The organism is Antarcticirhabdus aurantiaca (genome assembly GCF_009765365.1).
Taxonomy (GTDB): Bacteria; Pseudomonadota; Alphaproteobacteria; order Rhizobiales; family Rhizobiaceae; genus Antarcticirhabdus; species Antarcticirhabdus aurantiaca.
This window is the reverse complement of the sequence record NZ_VTOM01000016.1, coordinates 19,170-37,193: the sequence shown is the minus strand read 5'-3', so window position 1 is coordinate 37,193 and position 18,024 is coordinate 19,170. Positions and strand designations below refer to the sequence as shown.

The window sequence follows — 18,024 nt, the reverse complement described above, 5'->3', positions numbered from 1 at the left end:
TTTCCTCAGTCGGTGGAGAGCGCGCGCGTTTCGCGCCAGGCGAGGCTCGGGCCCTGCCGCGCCTCGATCTCGACGAGCCAGCGGCCGCGCTCGAGGACTTCCCCGGCCTCGAAGCCGTCGCCCGCCGGCGCCAGGCGCAGGAGCCGGTCGGAGGCGGCGCTGGCGGGCCGGCCGGCGAGGGCCCGGACGTCGAGGCCCGGCACCGGGCGGCCGGCCGCGTCGCGCAACCGGAATTCGAGGCGGCCGCCGCGGAGGGTCACCGTCGAGGTCCAGCCACGCGCTTCCTGCTCGGCCGCCTCGTCGAGGAGGAGGTTGTAGGTCTGGCTCGCGACGTAGCTGTTCTTCGCGTTGAGGCCCGGAAAGGTCGAGATCGCCTTGTAGGCCATGACCACGTTGACGCCGATGATCGTCCCGAAGAACAGGGCGACGACGCCGACCATGTGCCGGCCGGTGAAGACGAAGCCGCGCCTCGCCGCCGGACCGGAAGCTTTCGACGGGTTCATTTGCGCGTGACCTCCTTGGCCTCGAAGCGTGCATCCTCGACGACGGTCTCGTTCGAGCGCGGGTCGGTGAGGACGAAGGCGAAGTCGGCGGGGGCGGCGTTTGCGGCCGGGCGCAGGACGAAGACGCGCAGGTCCCGCACCGAGTCGGGCGGCACGTCGACGACCGCGGAGCGGGTGCGCTCGCCGTTCTCCGCCGTCCACATCGTCGCGTCGGGCAGCCCCTGGATCGCCAGCGCCAGGCTGCGCGGCTCCCCGGCCTTGTTGACGAGCTTCAGCTCGTAGCCGTTGCGCACGCTGCCGTCCGACAGGGTCGTGAAGAGCGGCGCGCGGTCATGGAGCACCGTCATGCCGATCTCGCCCCTGGCGGCGAGCGCGACCAGCATCGCGACGCCGATGGTGGCCCAGAGTCCGAAGTAGAGGATGGTGCGCGGCCGGAGGACCTTCGAGATCGAGGGCCCCCTCTGCTCGGCACGGGCCGTGTCGCGCCCGAGGGTCGCGGCGGTTTGCGCGTGACGCTCGTAATCGGCGAGCGTCGAGTAGGACACGAGGCCCCGCGGCTTGCCGACCTTCTCCATGATGCGGTTGCAGGCGTCGATGCACAGGGCGCAGGTGATGCATTCGAGCTGCTGGCCGTTGCGGATGTCGATGCCCATGGGGCATGCGGCGACGCAGGCGTTGCAGTCGACGCAGTCGCCGACGTCCCGGCCCGCCGCGATCGCCTTCTTGGCATGGCGCGAGCGCGGCTCGCCCCGCCAGTCGTTGTAGGTGACGATCAGCGAGTGCTCGTCGAGCATCGCGCCCTGGATGCGCGGCCAGGGGCACATGTAGGTGCAGACCTGCTCGCGCATGAAGCCGGCAAGCCAGAAGGTGGTGGCGGCAAGGAGCGCGACCGTCGTGTATGCGACCGGCGCCGCAGTGCCGGACACGAGGTCGACGAGAAGGGTGGGCGCGTCGGCGAAGTAGAACACCCATGCGCCGCCCGTGGCCGCGGCGATCACGAGCCAGAGGCTCCAGAGCGTCAGGCGCTTGCGGATCTTGGTGAGGGTCCAGGGCGAGGCGTCGAGCTTCGCCCGCGCGTTGCGGTCGCCCTCCACGAGCCGCTCGACGGCGATGAAGAGGTCCGTCCAGACGGTTTGGGGGCAGGCATAGCCGCACCAGGCGCGGCCCGCCACCGAGGTGACGAGGAACAGGCCGAGGGCCGCCATGATCAGGAGGCCGGCGACGTAGTAGAATTCCTGCGGCCAGATCTCGATGCCGAAGAAGTAGAAGCGGCGCCGCGCGAGGTCGAGGAGGACGGCCTGGTCGGGTGCCGCGGGCCCACGGTCCCAGCGGATCCACGGCGTTCCCCAGTAGATGCCGAGAAGGAGCGCGACCAACGTCCATTTGATCCGCCGGAAGGCGCCGTGCACCCGGGACGGGAAGATGTGCCGGCGCGCCTCGTAGTCCGAGCGCAGCTCGCGGTCGTTGACGGGCTCGGCGCTCCGCACGGGTTCGGCGCCGACGCCCTGGAGGCCCCGGCGCGGGCTCCGGGGGTCGTTCCGGATGGTGTCGATCAGGGTTGCCATCGGCGCGGCGTTCCTCGTGACTTCGTTCGGGGCTTCCCTACGTCCGCCGGGTTCGCCGCGCCTTGATCCGGGTCAATCGATCGCCCCGGCGCTGGCCTCGCGCGAGCCTTCTTCCTCGCCGCCGCCGAGCGAATGGACATAGATGGCGAGCTGCTTGACCGTGGCGGGATCGAGCCGCTGGCTCCAGGACGGCATCGCGCCGTGCTTGGGATTGTGGATCTGCGCGCGGATCGCCGCCGGGTCGCTCGAATAGAGCCAGACGGCGTCGGACAGGCGCGGGGCGCCGACGTCGCGGTTGCCCTCGCCGCTCGCCCCGTGGCAGGCGGCGCAGTTGTCGGCGAAGACCGTCGCGCCCGCCGGGTCGGCCGGCCCCGCGCCCGACAGCGACAGGACGTGGCGGGTGACGGCCGCGATCTGCTCGCGGTCGAGCATGCCGTCGCGGCCGAAGGCGGGCATCTCCGACAGGCGCGTCTCGTCGTCGCCCGCATGGCGCACGCCATGGGCGATGGTCTGCTCGATCGCCTCCAGCGAACCGCCCCAGATCCAGTCGTCGTCGTTGAGGTTGGCGAAGCCGATGCCCCCGGCCGCGTCCGCGCCGTGGCACTGGACGCAGTTGACCTTGAAGGCCGACTCGCCGCCGCGCACCGCGAGATTGCGGAGCGTCTCGTCGTCCGCCACCTGCTCGATGGGGAGGTTGCGGATGCGCTCGAACTGGTCGGCTCGCGCCACCGCGGCGGTGTCGATCTCCTCGGCGACCTCGGAGCGCGAGTGCCAGCCGAGAAGGCCGGTGGTCGAGTCCTTCAGGAGAGGGATCGCCGGGAACAGGACGATGTAGACCAAGGCCCATACGTGCGTGGCGTAGAACACCCAGAGCCACCAGCGCGGCATCGGCGTGTTCAGCTCCTTGATGCCGTCCCATTCGTGGCCGGTCGTCGCCGTGCCCGTGGGCTGATCGATCTCGCCGCGGTGGGGTTCGGATTCGGGAACGCGCGGGAAGCCCTCGTCGGCGCCGATGTTACTCACGGTTCCTGTCCTCCGGGTCGTACTTGAAGGGGATGTCGGCCTGGTCGCGGTAGGCGCGCTTGGAACCGGGCCGGAAGGCCCACAGGACGATGGCGAGGAAGACGAGAGCGAGGGCGAGCAATCCCCAGCTGTCGGCGAAGTGGCGGAGGGTCTCGTAGAGGTTCATCGCCGCCTACCGCAGGTTTTCGTGGGCGAGGGGCTCGTAGCGCGTGAAGTCGACCGAGGTGCCGAGCCCCTGCAGGTAGGCGACGAGGGCGTCCATCTCGGTCAGGCGCTGCGGGTTGCCGTCGAAGTCCCGGGCCTGGACCTTGGGGTAGCGGGTCTCGAGGCCCGCGGTGTCCGTCCCGTTGCGTCCCTGGGCGAGGAGGTCCGCCCGGGCCTCGGCGACCATCTCGGGGGTGTAGGGCACGCCGAGGGTCGCGTTCACCTGGAGGTGGTCGGCGATGTCGTCGGTCCTCAGGTCGGTCTCGGCCAGATGGTCGTAACGCGGCATGATCGACTCCGGGACCACCGAGCGCGGATCGGCCAGATGGCGGACGTGCCACTCGTCGGAATAGCGGTTGCCGACGCGGGCGAGGTCCGGCCCGGTACGCTTCGAGCCCCACTGGAAGGGGTGGTCGTACATGGACTCGGCGGCGAGCGAGTAGTGGCCGTAGCGCTCGACCTCGTCGCGCATCGGCCGGATCTGCTGCGAGTGGCAGGTGTAGCAGCCCTCGCGGACGTAGACGTTGCGACCCGCCAGCTCCAGCGGCGAGTAGGGCCGCACGCCCTCGACCTTCTCGATCGTGTTGTGGACGTAGAAGAGCGGGACGATCTCGACGATGCCGCCAATCGTGACGACCAGGAAGGACAGGACGAGGAGGACGGTGACGTTCCGCTCGACCTTGTGGTGGTGGCGGAAGATGAACTTCGACAGGGGATCGAGCATGGATGCTGCCCTTGGGAGGAGAAGGCGGTCGGGATCGGGCGAAGGAGGGACGGGCGCGGGGCCCGCCCCGAGGGTTCACTCGGCCGGCTGGACGACGCCGACGGGATGGGCGGCGGGAGCGGCCGAGCGGATGGTCCGCCAGACGTTGAAGGCCATCAGCAGGCCGCCGACGAGGTAGAGGAGGCCGCCGAGCATCCGGATGACGTAGAAGGGGTTCATCGCGGCGACGGTCTCGGCGAAGGACCAGACGAGGTAGCCCTCGGCGTCGTACTCCCGCCACATCAGCCCCTGCGTGATGCCGGCGACCCACATCGAGGCGGCGTAGAGCACGATGCCGATCGTCGCCAGCCAGAAGTGCCAGTTGACGAGGCGCAGCGAGTAGAGCCCGTTCGTGTTCCAGAGCCGCGGCACGAGATAGTAGATCGCGCCGAAGGTGATCATGCCGTTCCAACCGAGCGCGCCGGAGTGGACGTGGCCGATGGTCCAGTCGGTGTAGTGCGAGAGCGAGTTCACCGCCTTGATCGACATCATCGGCCCCTCGAAGGTGGCCATGCCGTAGAAGGCGACGGCGATCACCAGCATGCGCAGGACCGGGTCTGTGCGCAGCTTGTCCCAAGCTCCCGACAGCGTCATCAGGCCGTTGATCATGCCGCCCCAGGAGGGCATCCACAGCATCACCGAGAAGACCATGCCCAACGTCTGCGCCCAGTCGGGCAGGGCGGTGTAGTGCAGGTGGTGCGGGCCCGCCCAGATGTACATGAAGATCAGCGACCAGAAGTGCACGATCGACAGGCGGTAGGAATAGACCGGGCGGTTCACCTGCTTCGGGATGAAGTAGTACATCATGCCCAGGAAGCCGGCGGTCAGGAAGAAGCCGACCGCGTTGTGCCCGTACCACCATTGCACCAGCGCGTCCTGGACGCCGGAGAAGGCGGGATAGGACTTCGAGCCGAGGAAGGAGACGGGCACCGCGAGGTTGTTGACGACGTGGAGGAGCGCGATCGTGACGATAAAGGCGAGGAAGAACCAGTTCGCCACGTAGATGTGGGGTTCCTTCCGGCGGACGAGCGTGCCGAGGAAGACGACGAGGTAGGCGACCCAGACGATCGTCAGCCAGATGTCGATGTACCACTCGGGCTCGGCGTATTCTTTCGACTGGGTGACGCCCATCAGGTAGCCGGTCGCGGCGAGCACGATGAAGAGCTGGTAGCCCCAGAACACGAACCAGGCGAGGTTGCCGCCGAAGAGCCGGGCAGCCGTGGTGCGCTGGACGATGTAGAAGGACGTCGCGATCAGCGCGTTGCCGCCGAAGGCGAAGATGACGCCCGACGTGTGCAGCGGCCGGAGCCGGCTGAAGTTGAGGTAGGGCTCGAGGTTGAGGTCGGGCCAGGCGAGCTGGGCGGCGATGAGGACGCCGACGAGGAAGCCGACGATGCCCCAGAACACGGTGGCGACCGTGCCGTAACGGATCGGTCCGTCCATGTAGTACGGCATGCCCGGCCGTGTCTGCGCCGGGCTGGCGGCCAGCGCCGGGACAGGGCGGGCGGGATCCATCGTGGCCACCCGCCATACGGACAGGCCGAGGGCCAGGAGCGAGATGAGGCCCATGTGAGCCGCGAACTGCGCGTCGTGCGCGTAGCCCGCGGCGAAGAACGCCGCCGCCGCGATCGGCAGCAGCACGAAGGGATTCACGAGTTCCATCGCACGTCCTGGTTCGTTCGGGGGCATGGCTGGGATGCCCGGGCTCGGGCTTACCCGAGCGCCGGCGTGCAAGCATTGACCGGGATCAAAGCCGCCGGATTTCTGTTGGGCGGAGGGTTCCCGGCAGGAGCGGGCGCGTCGGCCTCACGCCCGCCCGGCGGCCGCCTCCAACTGGCGGAGGTCTCGGACTGAGAAGCGCCTCCCGTCGGGAACGGTGATGGCGCCCTCGTTCTTGAGCTGGGAGAACTGACGGCTGACCGTCTCGATGGTCAGCCCCAGGAAGTCGGCGATGTCGCCGCGCGAGAGCGGCAGCTCGATCACACTCCCCTCAGGCGCGGGTTCTTCCGTTCGGCAGTGCCGCTGCCGCATGAAAAGGAGGAACCAGGCGACCCGCTCCCGGGCCGACTTGCGTCCCAGGGTCACGAGGAGCTCGCGCGCGTCGCGCAGGTCGGCGAGGGAGCTTTCGTGCAGTTCGTGCTCGAGGGCATGGTTCTCTCGCGCGAGGTCCTCGAGCGTCGAACGCCGAAGCAGGCAGACGTCCACCTCCGTGGCCGCGACCGCCCGCGTGTCGTCGCGGTCCGCGAAGGGCGCCGCCACGATGCTCGGCGCGGTCGCCAGGGCGACGATCTGCTGGCGTCCGCCCTCGAGGTGGCACGACAGCTTGGCGACGCCCGAGACGAGGCTGGCGCACAGGTCCTCGGCACGGGTCGGCGGGAGGATCTGCGAGCCGGGCGGGAAGCGCCTGCGAAGCGCCGTCGCCGCCAGGCGGCGCAGCTGGTCCGGGGTCAGTACGCCGCAGGCGCCCCGCTCGTAGGAAAGGCATGAGGTGCAGTGGCGGGGAAGCGGCGGCGCCGGCTCCCCGGACAGGCGGAAGGTGTCGCTCGGGGGCATGGGCTCACCGCCGGCCCTTCTCGCGCCAGTAGCGGGCGCGAAGGCGGGGCGCGATGGCCCAGGCGATCGGCGCGGCAAGGACGAAGCTCGCCACCACGACGATCGGGATCAGGACCTTCCACTGCTCCTGGAGGGAAGGGATCGACAGAACGGTGATCGCTCCGGCGCCGAAGAGGACGGCGTTCACCATCCCGTAGATGAGCAGGGAGATGCGGAATTGCGTCGACAACCTTGGCTCCTGGGATCGTTGGCTATTGTCGTGCGGTGCATAGGGGGTCGCGGAGCCAAGCGCCTTGATCCGGATCAAAGGCTTCCGCCGATCCGTCCCCGGCGCCGCGCGGTGGTGGCTGCGCGGTTCGGCCGTCGTGACCCCGATGTCGATCGATGGCCGACACAAGCGCGTTCGACGCGCGTCCCGCGCCCGAGCCGGGACGTCGGCCGGGCACGTGGCAGACCAAAGCTCAAGGAGTGAGCCGCGCAACGGAGAAACCACGACCCGAAGCGGGCCGCCCCTGGCCCCGAAGCCGGGAGACCTCGATTGCCGCTGTTGATGTGCGCTTCGCGTTGCTCCGCCCGATCCCGGCCCACGCTATGGGTGGGCCCACCTATCGGAGCGGAAGCCCGATGCCGCTCCACAAGGGGAGTGCATGGCGTCCGACAGGCAGCGGACCCGCCATCGGATTGGGCGGGGACGTTCCCGGCCGGCGTCGTGGTCGCGGTCCTCGCCGGGCCTTTGCCGACAACCCCGTCGTGTGGGGCAGGTCGAGCCACTGGATCCTTGAGGCCGGCGTGGACCGTGCCGAACTCATCCTTCCTCGACCTGCCGGGCTTGTCGCCCATGCAAGAGGCACCTCCCTGCCGGTCGGCATACAGGGGGCCTTGTCAAGGACGCTCTCCTTGAGGCACCCTCCGTCTTGCATCCGAGGGTTGCGGTGCGTCGATCGCCCTCGAGGGAGAGGAAGCCTTTCCCCAGCAAGCCATAGGCAACCACCAGGCGGGAGGCCCTCGTGACCGAAGCCAAGACCAAGCATGGCCGGAAGTTCCTCACTTGGTTGGAGACCATCGGGGATGGGCGCCGCGACCTCCCCGACGCCGAACGGAGGATATTCGGCGAACTGCCCCGGCCGTCCCGGGAAAGCACCGGGAGCAAGGGGATCCTGACGCTGATCCGGACATCGGTCAGCTCCAAGACGTCGTGTCGCGAGGCGGCTCCGGAACTCGAGAGGCTCGTCCGCGCATGACCCGGATCCTTGCCCCCTCTGCGGCGACGCAGAAGGTCCGGGCGCCGCTTGAGCCCTTCGGCGCTGACGGGCTCCGGTTCGGTGAGCTCGTCGAGCTCTGCCTCCGCGATCGGGTCATGAGTTACGAAGCGCACATCAAGCTCTACGCCCTCACCGGCAAGCTCCGGACCGACGGCCGGTTCTTGAGCCAGCCTGTGGGGGAGTACCTTGCCGAGCTCGGCTTCGAGCTTCGGCAGACGTGCACCTATGCCCAAGCGGCACGCTTCGTCCGTGGGCACATGAAGGCCCGCAAGCCCCGTAGCCGCGTCCCGGCCGATTCGTAGAAGGCAGGAGGTCCTCGTCCGGCGCCGCGGGAGCCGGGATCGCGCCCGGGTGTCGGGCGTGAAGCCTGCCCGGGTGTCCGAGCTTCCTTGTGGCGCTCCTAATGCAGCCTCTTCGACGCGCCTCGGAGACGCTCCGTCCGCGCCTCGGCGGCCGCGGGCTGTTCCGGACCCTTCGAGGCTTGGCCGTCCGTCTCCGCCAACTGGTTCTCGACCTCGGCCATCAGGTCCCGCATGAGGGCGTCGAAAACGTCGAAAACGGCGAGCATGTTCTTTACGCGGTCGAAGGAGCTCATCGGGGTGTGGATGGTTTGGGACGCTGGCTAAGACTCTGGCTCGGAACGATAATCATCGCGTTGTCGTGCTTCAAGGATCGAGATGCCGCAGCTTGGCGGGTGACTGACGCCGTCCGGCGGGCCCTTACCGTCCCCTAACCCTGTGACGGCACCCAACGCAATTGCGGGGGCTCCCCATTCCTTGCTTGCGCCCGCAAGACTGTCGACGATCGTCCCAAGGATGACGCGCGCGCTATGCTGGCCGCCGAGCATCCGTCCGCGACGGGGACGGTGCGCGTCGACGCACCTGACTTCAACTTCCCCGACAAGTGTGCATGCCGACCGTCGCCGAAGCGCGGTACCGTACCACGGAGTGGAGGCCTCGCGTTCGATCCTCCGGGGAAAAGACCCACGATGTCGATCCGGCCACGAACGCCGTGACCGCCGCCAACGGCTTGCATCCCCGGCGGCGATCACTGCTTCGGTGATCGAAGGAAACTGACGTCCAGCGAGGTCCGCTGCCGATGCCGATGAAGCCGGACATGGCCAGTTTCCATGAGGGACGCGGGGCATCCGCGCATCCACCCGGCACTGAAACCCTGGGTGCCGAAGCTCTCCGACCCGCGTCTGGATCGTCATCGCGCCGCAGCCTCTTGGAATGGCCGGGGCAGGCGGATGCTGCCGAACGCGAAAATCTGCAAGTTTCAGTGCTTTAACGATAAGGCAGCCGAGACCGGGATCGATGGCGTCCCCAGATTGACAACGATGGCCGAAATAAGGCGAATATGGCCACATTCCCGCCCGGCGCGAGTTCTGCGCCTTGGAGTTCTCCATGACAGACAATGACGTCCCGAACGGGACGACCGTCACCGCCATGCCCCAGCGGGACCTGCGTCCGATCGGCGGTCCGCCGCCGCATCCACTCGACGCCGAGTGGTACATGCTCTCGAACGGCCAGAGTTACGGGCCCTATACGGGGCACCGGATGAAGGAACTGATGCTCGACGGGCGCCTCGATCGCAACTGCGACGTCGTGCGCGTGGGTACCTCCGAATGGATCAAGGCCGGCGATGACGCGGCGCTCTCCACGATATTCCCGCCCGCGATCCCAACCGTGCAGCCAGCCCAATCGGCCGGGCATGTCACGGCCGAACGGGGCTCGACCGTGGTGCAGGTCACCAACCACATCGATGCGCCGCGTCCGCAGGTGATCCTTCTGGACGGCGAGGCGAAGGCCAAGTCGGCGGGCCTCGCCTTCGTTCTGTCGTTCCTGATCACGGGGCTCGGCCAGTGCTACAACGGGCAGGTCGGCAAGGGTGTCCTGATGTTCGTCGGCACCGTGTTCCTATGGTTCTTCTTTCTCGGCTGGATCATCATGATATGGTCCTGGTTCGATGCCTATGGAACGGCGAAGAAGATGAACCGCCGCTACGAGCAGCGTCTCGCGGCAGCGGGCGTGGTGCTCTGACATGGTGCGTTCCACGCCGCCCAGGCTCCACGGCAGCGCCTCGGTGTCGGGCGCCGTCGAGGCCGCCGCACGCCGGACGATGCGCACGGTCCCGTTCGAGCGCATCGTTCTTGTCCTTGCATGTGTGCCCATCCTCCTCGGCCCGCCGCTGGCAGCGCTCTTCCTGATAGGGCGAGAGGCGATGCGCACGCCCGGCTTCCGCTTCATCGATTGGCTGACCCCAGCGATGATCGCGGCAGTGAACCTGATCCTCAGCGTGCTGATCCTCCGACACTTGGGCGGGGAACTGATCGTCATGTTGAGGGAAGTTGGGGTCTGGATCCAGCAGGACGGATCGGCCTCTCCGAGCGGCGTGCCGCTGAGAGGCATCTGAAGCACTCGATCTTCGGGCATGTCGGCCGCGGTGCCGGGGGGCGGGCATGGAATGGTACTACGCCAAGGATGAGGAACCGAGCGGGCCCCATGCTCAGGATGAGCTCGAGAAGCTTGTCGCCTCCCGGCAAATCGGTCGTGACACGCTGGTCTGGCGCGAGGGTATGGGCGACTGGGAGCCGCTGGGGGAGGTGGCGCAGTTTGCCGCCGTTTTGGGACGCTTGCCGCCTCCGCTCCCGCTCTGTCGCTCGCGCGCTTCCGTCACCGACAGCGGGGCGACAAAGGCGCCGCATGACGAGCCGTACCTTCCTTCGGCCATGCCGCCTGTCCTTCAGGCACCCGCCCAAGTTCCGGAGCCGTTGTCGGCGGAGCCGCCGCGCATCGTTCCCGTGGCGGGCGACGGCCCGATCGAGGACGAGGCGCCCGCATCCGTTGCGGCCCTGGCGGGCCACGATCCGGCCGGCCCGTGGTCTCGCTATCTCGCGCGACAGTTCGACCTGACCTATCTCGCCGTCGTGGCGGGCGCTTTCGTTGCCTTCGCCATGCCCGATGTCCAAGACCGCCTTCTGGAGGCTCCGGAGGCAGGCATCGGCATCGCCTCCGTCGCGGCGGGCGCCTTCTTGAATGCCCTGATCGTCGGCATCTTCGGCACCTCGCTCGGCAAGAGGATGTTCGCCCTCGAGGTCGTTCGAACCGATGGCGGCGATCCGCCCGGTTTCTCCTGGAACACCGTCCGCGAGTTCAAGGTCTGGTTCTACGGCCTGGCGATGGGGCTGCCCGTCATCTCGCTGATCCCGCTCCTCAACAACTTCCGAGAGGTGAAGGATCGCCAGCCGGCGCGCTACGACATCGGCAGCGCGACCGTCATCGCGCACCCGATCGGTGCCCTGCGGCAGGCAGCGGCGACATTCCTGTCGATCGTGGTCGTGTTCGGCGTCCTTGCCTTCAGCCGCGTGGTCGATCATCCCGACCATGGCGACGCCGCGGGTGCCCCGCCGACGAACTGGACCAACCCGGTGACCGGCGACTCGGTCCACCTGCCGGCGGGATGGATCTCGCAGGAGATGAAGGCGCCGGACGGGACTGACCTCAGCACCTTCGCGCCGGGGGACGAGAGTGTCCTCCTCTATCTCGGCGCCGAGCCCGCATCGGGCATGTCCATGACCGATTATGCGGGCGCGTTGGAACTCAACGCCAGTTCGCAGGTCACGATGAGGGGGCGCTGGCAAAGCGACATACTTTGGGGAAGGTCCGTGGTCCAGCGCGAGGCCCTCACGATAAAGAGCGATTGGCCCGCCACCTACACGTTGTGGAGATCGGGTAACCTCTTCTGGCGCCTGATCATCCTCAATCCGTCCCCCGAGGGAGGCCCCGTTCGACCTCAAGCGCTGCCGGAGGCAAAGGCGGTGCTCGCAACCATCCGCTGAGGACCTGCCCTCGAGTGCCGCTGTGCCGCCCCATGGGCCACCGGACCTTGCAACGGATCGCTACGCATATCGACGTCGAAGCCCCGCGCCGAACCATGGTCGCAAGGCGCGAGTTCATCGTCTCGGCGCCATCGAGGGACTTCGGGTGCTCTTTCTGCCGCCGGGCGCAGCGGCATGGAACGGGCGAAACAGCCGCAGCCACATGCGGCGGTCGACTGCCTCACGCTTCCCGAAAGCCGGGGCGGATCGTACGCACGTTCGGCCGTCCGTATCGCGAAATCAACGTCTGGCTGGTGCCGTCCTGGCGACCTCACACCACTCGGGCGCACTGCCGGGCGATAGGCGATGGCAGCCGGCAACCATCGCGCATCAGCCTCCGCTTCCCAGGCACAGCTCACCGATTTGCTTGGCCGGGTCCGCCATGCTGATCACCCCGACGATGGCAACCGACCATCCGAGCGGGTTCTTGAGGTTGCGGACGGTGCCGCGCCAGCGCGAGAGAAGCACCGCGGTCCCGAAGCCGGCGACGAGAACCGGGGGGATCGTCGCCAAGCCGAAGCCCGCCATGAAGATCGCGCCGCCGGCGAAGGACCCAGACAGCATTGCGGTGAGGAGCGCGGCATAGACCATCCCGCACGGCGCAAGCCCCCAGCCAAGACCCGCCACGAACGGGAGCACGCTCCCGTTCCGGGGACGCGCCGCACAGCAGGAACGAGCCCCTTGCGCCGATGTCCGAACCCGGCGACCGGGGAGACGAAGGACTCCGAGCATCGACAGGCCCATCAGGACTAGGCTCACGGCGGCAAGGACGCGCAACGCATGCTGTGCTCCTGCCCCGCCGAGAACGAGGCCCATCGCGCCGCCTCCGGCTCCCACCACACTGCCAAGGGCGACGTAGGCGGCGAGGCGGCCGAGCTGGACCGCCAGCACCCGTCCGGCCGCAACCCGCGGAGGAAGCTTGCGCCCGCCCGCCACTGCGAGCGACGCGGCGATGCCGCCGCAGAGACCGATGCAGTGGGGACTGCCCGCCGCGCCGGTCAAGAGGCCGCCCAGGAAGCCGAGTTCGGCGTTCATGCCCTTCCCGCCCGCCGTGCTCGGCCCGCGCGAACGGGAAGGTCGTGCCGTCCGCTGCTCGTTGAGGCCCACATGCGGAGGTGCGGTCTCCCGAGCTTCCCGCCGGCGCAGATCGCCTCCCGGGTGGTCGGGGTGGGGGCAAGGGCGACCGCGCGTGTCGTCGGACAAGCGCGGTTGCGGTTCCCCGGCTTCACCCTCCGTATGGCTTTGGACGTCATGGCGCTCCGCGTTCCGGTCTGCTGTCGGGTTCGAGCCGGCACCGTGGCCCGGACACGGGATGCCTGCATTGATCCAGGACAAGGGCAACGGCACCCGAAAGCGCTATGGTGCGGTATGTCGAGCGCGTGACCGTGCGGCGCGACTTGCGGGCCAGACGAAGGGAGGCGCGCGGCTCGTGCCCTCGGGCGTCCCGCGCACCGCCTTGCCCGCGCCGCTGCTTCCGGCGCATGCCGCGAGAAAGAGCGGAGCGCGTACGACGCATGAGGCTCAACGCGAACAAGGAGGTCATGGAAATTCATGAGGGCGAAGGATCTGATGACGGTCCCGGTGATCACCGTCTCTCCCCTGAACGGCGTCAAGCAGGCCGCCCGACTGATGCTCGATCGCTCGATCAGCGGGTTGCCCGTCATCGACGACGACGGCAGCCTCGTCGGCATCGTCACCGAGGGGGACCTCCTCAGGCGGGTCGAGCTCGGCATCGGGACCCTGGCGACCGCGGACGACCCGACATCCCCGGAGGAGCGCGCGAGAGCCTACGTCAGGAGCCACGGCTGGAAGGTTTCCGACGTCATGAGTTCGCCGGCGGTGACGGTGGCTCCGGATGACACGCTGGCGGAGGTCGCAGCGACGCTCCATCGTCGCCGCATCAAGCGGGTGCCCGTGACAAGGGACGGGCGGATCGTCGGCATCGTCAGTCGCGCCGATCTCCTCCGGGCTGTTGCGATTGCCAAGCCGGAGCCCGTGGCGGCAGGCGACGGGGCCCTGCGACGCGCGATCGTCACCCGGTTGCGCGACGATGCGGGAGTGGATCCCTCGAACCTCGCGATCGAGGTCGAGGGCGGCGAGGTCCGGATCCGCGGATGCGTGGGCTCGAGCGTCGAACTGGAGGCCGTCAGGACCGTCGCGGAGGCCATCCCCGGCGTGAGCGGCGTTACCATCGACCTCTCGGTTCCCACCGACTGAGTGGGCGCTTGGGAGCCGCCGGTCCCCGTCGGTCGCGGACGTGCGAATTCAAGGAGGCGCGAGCGGCTGACCGCGGCTGCTCCGAGGAGGGACGTCCGACCCTTCCGCCCGCGCGTCCGGATCGCAGACGATCCTGTCGCGGCCTTCCCTCTTGGCGACGTAGAGGAGGGTGTCGGCCCTGGCGAGAGCGCTTGCGATGGGCTCGCCCGCCGCCACTTCGGTGATCCCGAAGCTGACCGTCGGACGCAAGTCCGATCCGAGCGAGAGGCTCGCCAGCTCGGTGAAGCGGTGGCGGACCGTTTCCGCCAGGGCGCGAGCAGCCTCCGCCGACGAGCCCGGGAGGAGCACGGCGAACTCCTCGCCCCCCAGCCGCCCGACGCATCCGCGCGCGGGAACGGTCCCCCTCAGCAGCGCTCCGAGGATGACGATCACGCGGTCGCCGGCATCGTGACCGCAAGTGTCGTTGATCCTCTTGAAATGGTCGATGTCGACGATCGCCACGGCCCCGGGGCCGCCATGGGAGGCCATCGACAAGCGGGGGCGCTCTCGCCCAGGCCGCGCCGGTTCAGCGCGCCGGTCAGGGGATCCGTATTCGCGGCCTCGGACAGGCGGTCCACGACGTCCAAGGCCAGTGCGAGGCAGACCGAGAAGGTCAGCAAGACCGCGATCAAGCCCCCGGTCACCATGAACGTGAACCCCCATGCCGACGCCGACCACGCTCCCGCCACGCCCCTCGGCGTCGCCGAGAACGCATATGCCAGGCTTTGGGCGCCCAAAAGCGTGGACAGGAGGCCGAAGGCGACCAGAAGGACCCTGTCCGCCGGGCGGCGGCGGTGCCGCATGGCGAGGACGCCGCAAAGGAGGATGAGGGCGCATCCACCTTGCACGACGGCCGTCTCGACGGGAACGCTGCCCAGGATTGCCAATGCATAAGCGGCACCCGTGATCGCGGCCACGGCCACGGCCACGGCCACGGCCGCGACCGCGACGCGATTGGCCGGCCGTGAGGCGCGGCTTGCCATGGCCTCCGTCATCAACGCGGCGCCGATCAGGAACAGCGAGTCCTCCACCAGCGGCTTCCTGCTCGACCAGGCGGCCGGGGTGAGTTGCATCGTCCCGTAGGCGAGGCCGAGCACCAGGAACGCGGCCGCCCAGTGAGCGGAGGCGAGACCCTTCCGGTGGAGCGTCCAAAGCACCGCCGCGGCAAGCGCGAAGGCTGCGGGCACCATCCAGATGAGAATGAGCGCCCGCATGGTTCTGCGTGATCCTCTTTCCCGACGCCAAGTCCGGAATCCGTCGGAACGCGTTCCTAACGCCTTCCGTCTAAGGTGCGGTAAATGAGCCGGTGCCGCGGGTCCCCGGTGAGCCCGCCACCATCTTGCGGTTCGATCGAGGGTGTGCGCGCCGGTCCTTGGGAGCGTCCTCCCGGATCGAGGACAGATGGCTCGGCGGCGCGGTCGCGGTCGGTGCGGGTGAGGCCCGGCGGTGCCGGCGCCATCGTTCCCGACGGGGAGGAGCCGACATGGGCGGAGCGGATGCCGGGGCCAAGTTGCGGGTGCGCCTTGGCGGGGCGGCGGATGCCGCCCGCTACAACGCGCGCCGTTACACGGGGAGGGTCGACGGCGAGTACGTCGATCGCGGCACCGCGGGTGCTTTCGAGACGCGGATCCTCCACCTCGTCGGGGACGATGCGGCGATCCGGGCGGCATTGGACGACGTACGCTCGGCCGCAATGGACCTCGAGCGCCGGCTCCGTCACGGCGAAAGCGAGGCCGAGGCGCGGCCGGCGCGCGTCCGCCTTCTCGAGACGATCGACAGGCTCGAGCGCACTGTCCTCGATCGCGGCCGGGCGAACGATCGGGCGGAGGCGCTCGGCTTGCTCGCGGCAGGTACACCGATCGCCTAGCCGCCACGCCGTCCCGCAGGAAGGGGATCCCCCGAAGCCGAACGGGAGGGCGCAAACGATCTTATGCGGCGCCGTGGCTCGGATCCGCTCCGTCGGACGCACGCTTTCCCGACGGCGCGGTGCCCTGCGCGATCGAAGGGGCCGCCCTATGCCGCCACCTGCCCCGCATCCGGCTCGGTACGTGATTTCACCATCTGGCGGGCGCCGGTTCGCGGCGGCATAGAGCGGGCGAGGGGAGAGGACCATGATCAATCCCACGCACTCGACCGGCATGTCCCCGCTCTTCGGCGAGGCCGTGTCGTACCTGCTCGCCAAGGGCATCCATGTCCTGCCGAGACAACTCGACGGAGGGGCGGTCTGCGACCTGTTCGGTGCGGTCTCCGCAACAGGCCTGACAAGGTCGCAGGTTTACGAGATCGCGCACGGCCTCGGGTGGACTGCCAGTCGGCGTCCGTGAGCTTGCCCCCGGTCATGAGGATCACGTCCGCGGCCCCGGAATGAGCCGGTTCCGTCCGGCGTGACCCGCAAGGCGGGGGATCCGATCGCCGGCGCGATCCGCTGCGGCTCGCCCTCACGAGCGAACCGGCATCCACGACGGCAATCGGCAGGGTTCCCGCAGATCCGGAAGCAGGCTTCGAGGGGCTGCGGAAGGACGGCACCGCTTGATCGGAGCGACAAAGGCGGAAAGCTGCCTCGCGCTAGCTCCCTCGCGCGAACCCCATCGGTGGCACGAAGCCATGGCAGGGCGGATCGCGATCCGTGTCGCGTTGCCGGCCGGCGTTCGATGGCCGTGTCGACCCTCAGGCGTGCCGGCGCCGCTCAGCCATGGTCCGCAACTCGCCAACCGTCGTGTCCGGTGCCAAGCCATGCACATCCACGAGGAGGGCGATCTGCATGAACTCGGCGACAGGACGGATGTCCGTGGCCCTCGCGATCCGGTCGGCGATCCTGCGGCCGAACATGCCGACGATGGGATCCGTCGTTTCCTGCAACAACATCGAACATCCTCCGTGCGCCGCAGCAACGCATGTGTTTTTGTTTGCACCGCATCACGACGCGAATGCCTTGCTGCTGTGGAGGAATGACACCACGCTGGGATTAACCGGAGCTATCCGGAGATCTCTTCTTCGGACCAGGGTTGCCGATGCGCAGCCACATCATCGCGCCCGGCCACATGAGGTCGGCCACGATCGGGGGAGGGCGGCTCGCCGACTGGGACGCATGCTGCAGCGTCGTCGAAGGTGGCGTCATCCCTCGGTGGCGAAGGCCGCGTCGTCGCCCGTGGGTTGGTACGAGCACCGCTCGGCGGCCTCCAGGGCCTCGAAGGCCGCACGCGTGTTCTCGTTGACGGGGTCCGATCGAACGCCGCGCCAAGCCTCGAGCGCCTTCTCGCACTCGGTGGCCAGCTCCTGCGAAGGAGCGACCGGCTTCTCAGGCGCACGGCTCCAATGGAGGTACTCCGAGGTCGGCCACGGCACGACGTTCAAGCTCTACCTTCCGCGCTTCCGGGGCGACGCGCCGACGGCGGTGCGCCGCGCACCTGCGGTCGCGAGGGGCGGCGTGCCCTCGGAGATCGTGCTGGTGGTGGAGGACGAGGAGCGCGTGCGCAACTTTACCGTCGAGACGCTTCGCGAACTCGGCTACACCGTGCTCCACGCGGGGAGCGGTCCCGAGGCCATGGTGGAGCGCGGGCAGGACATCACCCTGCTCTTCACCGACATCGTCATGCCCGGCATGACTGGACGCCAACTCGTCGATCAGGCGGCCGCGCTGCGATCGGACCTCAAGGTGCTCTACACGACCGGGTACACGCGCAACGCCGTCGTGCACAACGGCGTCCTCGACCCGGGCACCAACTTCCTCGCCAAGCCGTTCGGCATCGACCAGCTCGCGGTGAAGATTCGGGAGGTCCTGGACGCCTGATCCCGTGCTCTCCCCGGAACGTGGCCGGCCTCCCGCCTGTGTGCCGTGCGACGAGGCTGCCGCTGACCTCGTCGGTCACCTTGCCCCAGCCGCCAGGAGGTCGTCACGGCCGCCGATCGTTTCGGGAGGCCGGACGCATCCGGCCGGGCCGAAACGCACACGACGTCCGGCAGCCGCGTCCTTGACCGACCCGATCGTCGCGGCGCGGGGGCGCTAGAGCGAGCC

At 68.8% G+C, this 18,024-nt stretch carries 22 protein-coding genes and 1 pseudogene; 10 read left to right on the top strand and 13 right to left on the bottom strand.

What is annotated here, in order from left to right; genetic code table 11:
• Window positions 1–5: 5 nt before the first annotated feature.
• From FZN60_RS18415 to FZN60_RS18380, 8 genes are all read right to left on the bottom strand, one after another.
• Window positions 6–503 (bottom strand): FixH family protein, encoded by a 498-nt coding sequence (locus tag FZN60_RS18415; RefSeq protein WP_158874972.1) that lies wholly within the window; start codon window positions 501–503, stop codon window positions 6–8.
• On the bottom strand, window positions 500–2,068 hold the full coding sequence (ccoG, locus tag FZN60_RS18410; protein ID WP_158874971.1) for a cytochrome c oxidase accessory protein CcoG: 1,569 nt from the start codon (window positions 2,066–2,068) through the stop codon (window positions 500–502). Before ccoG ends, FZN60_RS18415 begins: the two co-directional genes overlap by 4 nt.
• Window positions 2,069–2,140: 72 nt before the next feature.
• Window positions 2,141–3,091 (bottom strand): cytochrome-c oxidase, cbb3-type subunit III, encoded by a 951-nt coding sequence (gene ccoP, locus FZN60_RS18405; protein WP_369413049.1) that lies wholly within the window; start codon window positions 3,089–3,091, stop codon window positions 2,141–2,143.
• Window positions 3,084–3,257: a cbb3-type cytochrome c oxidase subunit 3 gene (locus FZN60_RS18400; protein ID WP_158874970.1), complete on the bottom strand. Its 174-nt coding sequence runs from the start codon at window positions 3,255–3,257 to the stop codon at window positions 3,084–3,086. Before FZN60_RS18400 ends, ccoP begins: the two co-directional genes overlap by 8 nt.
• 6 nt (window positions 3,258–3,263) lie before the next feature.
• Window positions 3,264–4,019: a cytochrome-c oxidase, cbb3-type subunit II gene (gene ccoO, locus FZN60_RS18395; RefSeq protein ID WP_158874969.1), complete on the bottom strand. Its 756-nt coding sequence runs from the start codon at window positions 4,017–4,019 to the stop codon at window positions 3,264–3,266.
• 75 nt (window positions 4,020–4,094) lie between these two features.
• Window positions 4,095–5,720 carry a cytochrome-c oxidase, cbb3-type subunit I gene (gene ccoN / locus FZN60_RS18390; RefSeq protein WP_158874968.1) on the bottom strand — a complete coding sequence of 542 codons (1,626 nt, stop codon included), beginning with the start codon at window positions 5,718–5,720 and terminating at the stop codon, window positions 4,095–4,097.
• A gap of 144 nt (window positions 5,721–5,864) precedes the next feature.
• Window positions 5,865–6,611 (bottom strand): Crp/Fnr family transcriptional regulator, encoded by a 747-nt coding sequence (locus FZN60_RS18385; RefSeq protein WP_158874967.1) that lies wholly within the window; start codon window positions 6,609–6,611, stop codon window positions 5,865–5,867.
• A gap of 4 nt (window positions 6,612–6,615) precedes the next feature.
• On the bottom strand, window positions 6,616–6,840 hold the full coding sequence (locus FZN60_RS18380; RefSeq protein ID WP_158874966.1) for a hypothetical protein: 225 nt from the start codon (window positions 6,838–6,840) through the stop codon (window positions 6,616–6,618).
• A 778-nt stretch (window positions 6,841–7,618) separates the two neighbouring features.
• On the opposite strand from FZN60_RS18380, the gene FZN60_RS18375 reads away from it, so the two are divergent.
• From FZN60_RS18375 to FZN60_RS18355, 6 genes and pseudogenes are all read left to right on the top strand, one after another.
• Complete coding sequence (locus tag FZN60_RS18375; protein WP_158874965.1) at window positions 7,619–7,852, top strand: hypothetical protein; 234 nt, start codon at window positions 7,619–7,621, stop codon at window positions 7,850–7,852.
• Window positions 7,849–8,175, top strand: coding sequence for a hypothetical protein (locus tag FZN60_RS18370; RefSeq protein WP_158874964.1), 327 nt, complete (start codon window positions 7,849–7,851; stop codon window positions 8,173–8,175). Before FZN60_RS18375 ends, FZN60_RS18370 begins: the two co-directional genes overlap by 4 nt.
• Before the next feature lie 1,104 nt (window positions 8,176–9,279).
• On the top strand, window positions 9,280–9,915 hold the full coding sequence (locus FZN60_RS18365) for a DUF4339 domain-containing protein (RefSeq protein ID WP_158874963.1): 636 nt from the start codon (window positions 9,280–9,282) through the stop codon (window positions 9,913–9,915).
• A 43-nt stretch (window positions 9,916–9,958) separates the two neighbouring features.
• The gene (locus FZN60_RS18360) at window positions 9,959–10,288 is read left to right on the top strand and encodes a hypothetical protein (RefSeq protein ID WP_158874962.1); all 330 of its coding nucleotides are present in this window, start codon (window positions 9,959–9,961) and stop codon (window positions 10,286–10,288) included.
• A 46-nt stretch (window positions 10,289–10,334) separates the two neighbouring features.
• Window positions 10,335–10,478 (top strand): annotated as a pseudogene (locus FZN60_RS29295) (DUF4339 domain-containing protein); the annotation flags it as partial.
• A 168-nt stretch (window positions 10,479–10,646) separates the two neighbouring features.
• Window positions 10,647–11,714: an RDD family protein gene (locus FZN60_RS18355; RefSeq protein WP_246726952.1), complete on the top strand. Its 1,068-nt coding sequence runs from the start codon at window positions 10,647–10,649 to the stop codon at window positions 11,712–11,714.
• 369 nt (window positions 11,715–12,083) lie between these two features.
• Here FZN60_RS18355 and FZN60_RS18350 read toward each other — a convergent pair whose 3' ends face one another.
• On the bottom strand, window positions 12,084–12,788 hold the full coding sequence (locus FZN60_RS18350) for a sulfite exporter TauE/SafE family protein (protein WP_158874960.1): 705 nt from the start codon (window positions 12,786–12,788) through the stop codon (window positions 12,084–12,086).
• Between the two features lie 534 nt (window positions 12,789–13,322).
• On the opposite strand from FZN60_RS18350, the gene FZN60_RS18345 reads away from it, so the two are divergent.
• Window positions 13,323–13,970, top strand: a complete 648-nt coding sequence (locus tag FZN60_RS18345; RefSeq protein ID WP_246726950.1) for a CBS domain-containing protein — start codon at window positions 13,323–13,325, stop codon at window positions 13,968–13,970.
• Window positions 13,971–14,018: 48 nt separating this feature from the next.
• On the opposite strand, the gene FZN60_RS18340 is transcribed toward FZN60_RS18345, so the two are convergent.
• Complete coding sequence (locus FZN60_RS18340; RefSeq protein ID WP_246726965.1) at window positions 14,019–14,498, bottom strand: GGDEF domain-containing protein; 480 nt, start codon at window positions 14,496–14,498, stop codon at window positions 14,019–14,021.
• Window positions 14,399–15,223, bottom strand: a complete 825-nt coding sequence (locus tag FZN60_RS18335) for a hypothetical protein (RefSeq protein WP_158874957.1) — start codon at window positions 15,221–15,223, stop codon at window positions 14,399–14,401. The genes FZN60_RS18340 and FZN60_RS18335 overlap by 100 nt, the downstream gene beginning before the upstream one ends.
• Window positions 15,224–15,492: 269 nt before the next feature.
• Between FZN60_RS18335 and FZN60_RS18330 the strand changes: the two genes are divergently transcribed.
• Complete coding sequence (locus FZN60_RS18330) at window positions 15,493–15,876, top strand: hypothetical protein (RefSeq protein WP_158874956.1); 384 nt, start codon at window positions 15,493–15,495, stop codon at window positions 15,874–15,876.
• A gap of 244 nt (window positions 15,877–16,120) precedes the next feature.
• A complete protein-coding gene (locus FZN60_RS18325; RefSeq protein ID WP_158874955.1) occupies window positions 16,121–16,333 on the top strand; it encodes a hypothetical protein in 213 nt (70 codons plus the stop codon).
• 343 nt (window positions 16,334–16,676) lie between these two features.
• Here the strand turns inward: FZN60_RS18325 and FZN60_RS28680 are convergent, their stop codons facing one another.
• On the bottom strand, window positions 16,677–16,874 hold the full coding sequence (locus FZN60_RS28680; RefSeq protein ID WP_199266597.1) for a hypothetical protein: 198 nt from the start codon (window positions 16,872–16,874) through the stop codon (window positions 16,677–16,679).
• 249 nt (window positions 16,875–17,123) lie between these two features.
• Window positions 17,124–17,363, bottom strand: coding sequence for a hypothetical protein (locus FZN60_RS28675; protein WP_199266596.1), 240 nt, complete (start codon window positions 17,361–17,363; stop codon window positions 17,124–17,126).
• A gap of 73 nt (window positions 17,364–17,436) precedes the next feature.
• Between FZN60_RS28675 and FZN60_RS28670 the strand changes: the two genes are divergently transcribed.
• Window positions 17,437–17,799: a response regulator gene (locus tag FZN60_RS28670; protein ID WP_199266595.1), complete on the top strand. Its 363-nt coding sequence runs from the start codon at window positions 17,437–17,439 to the stop codon at window positions 17,797–17,799.
• Window positions 17,800–18,024: the final 225 nt, after the last annotated feature.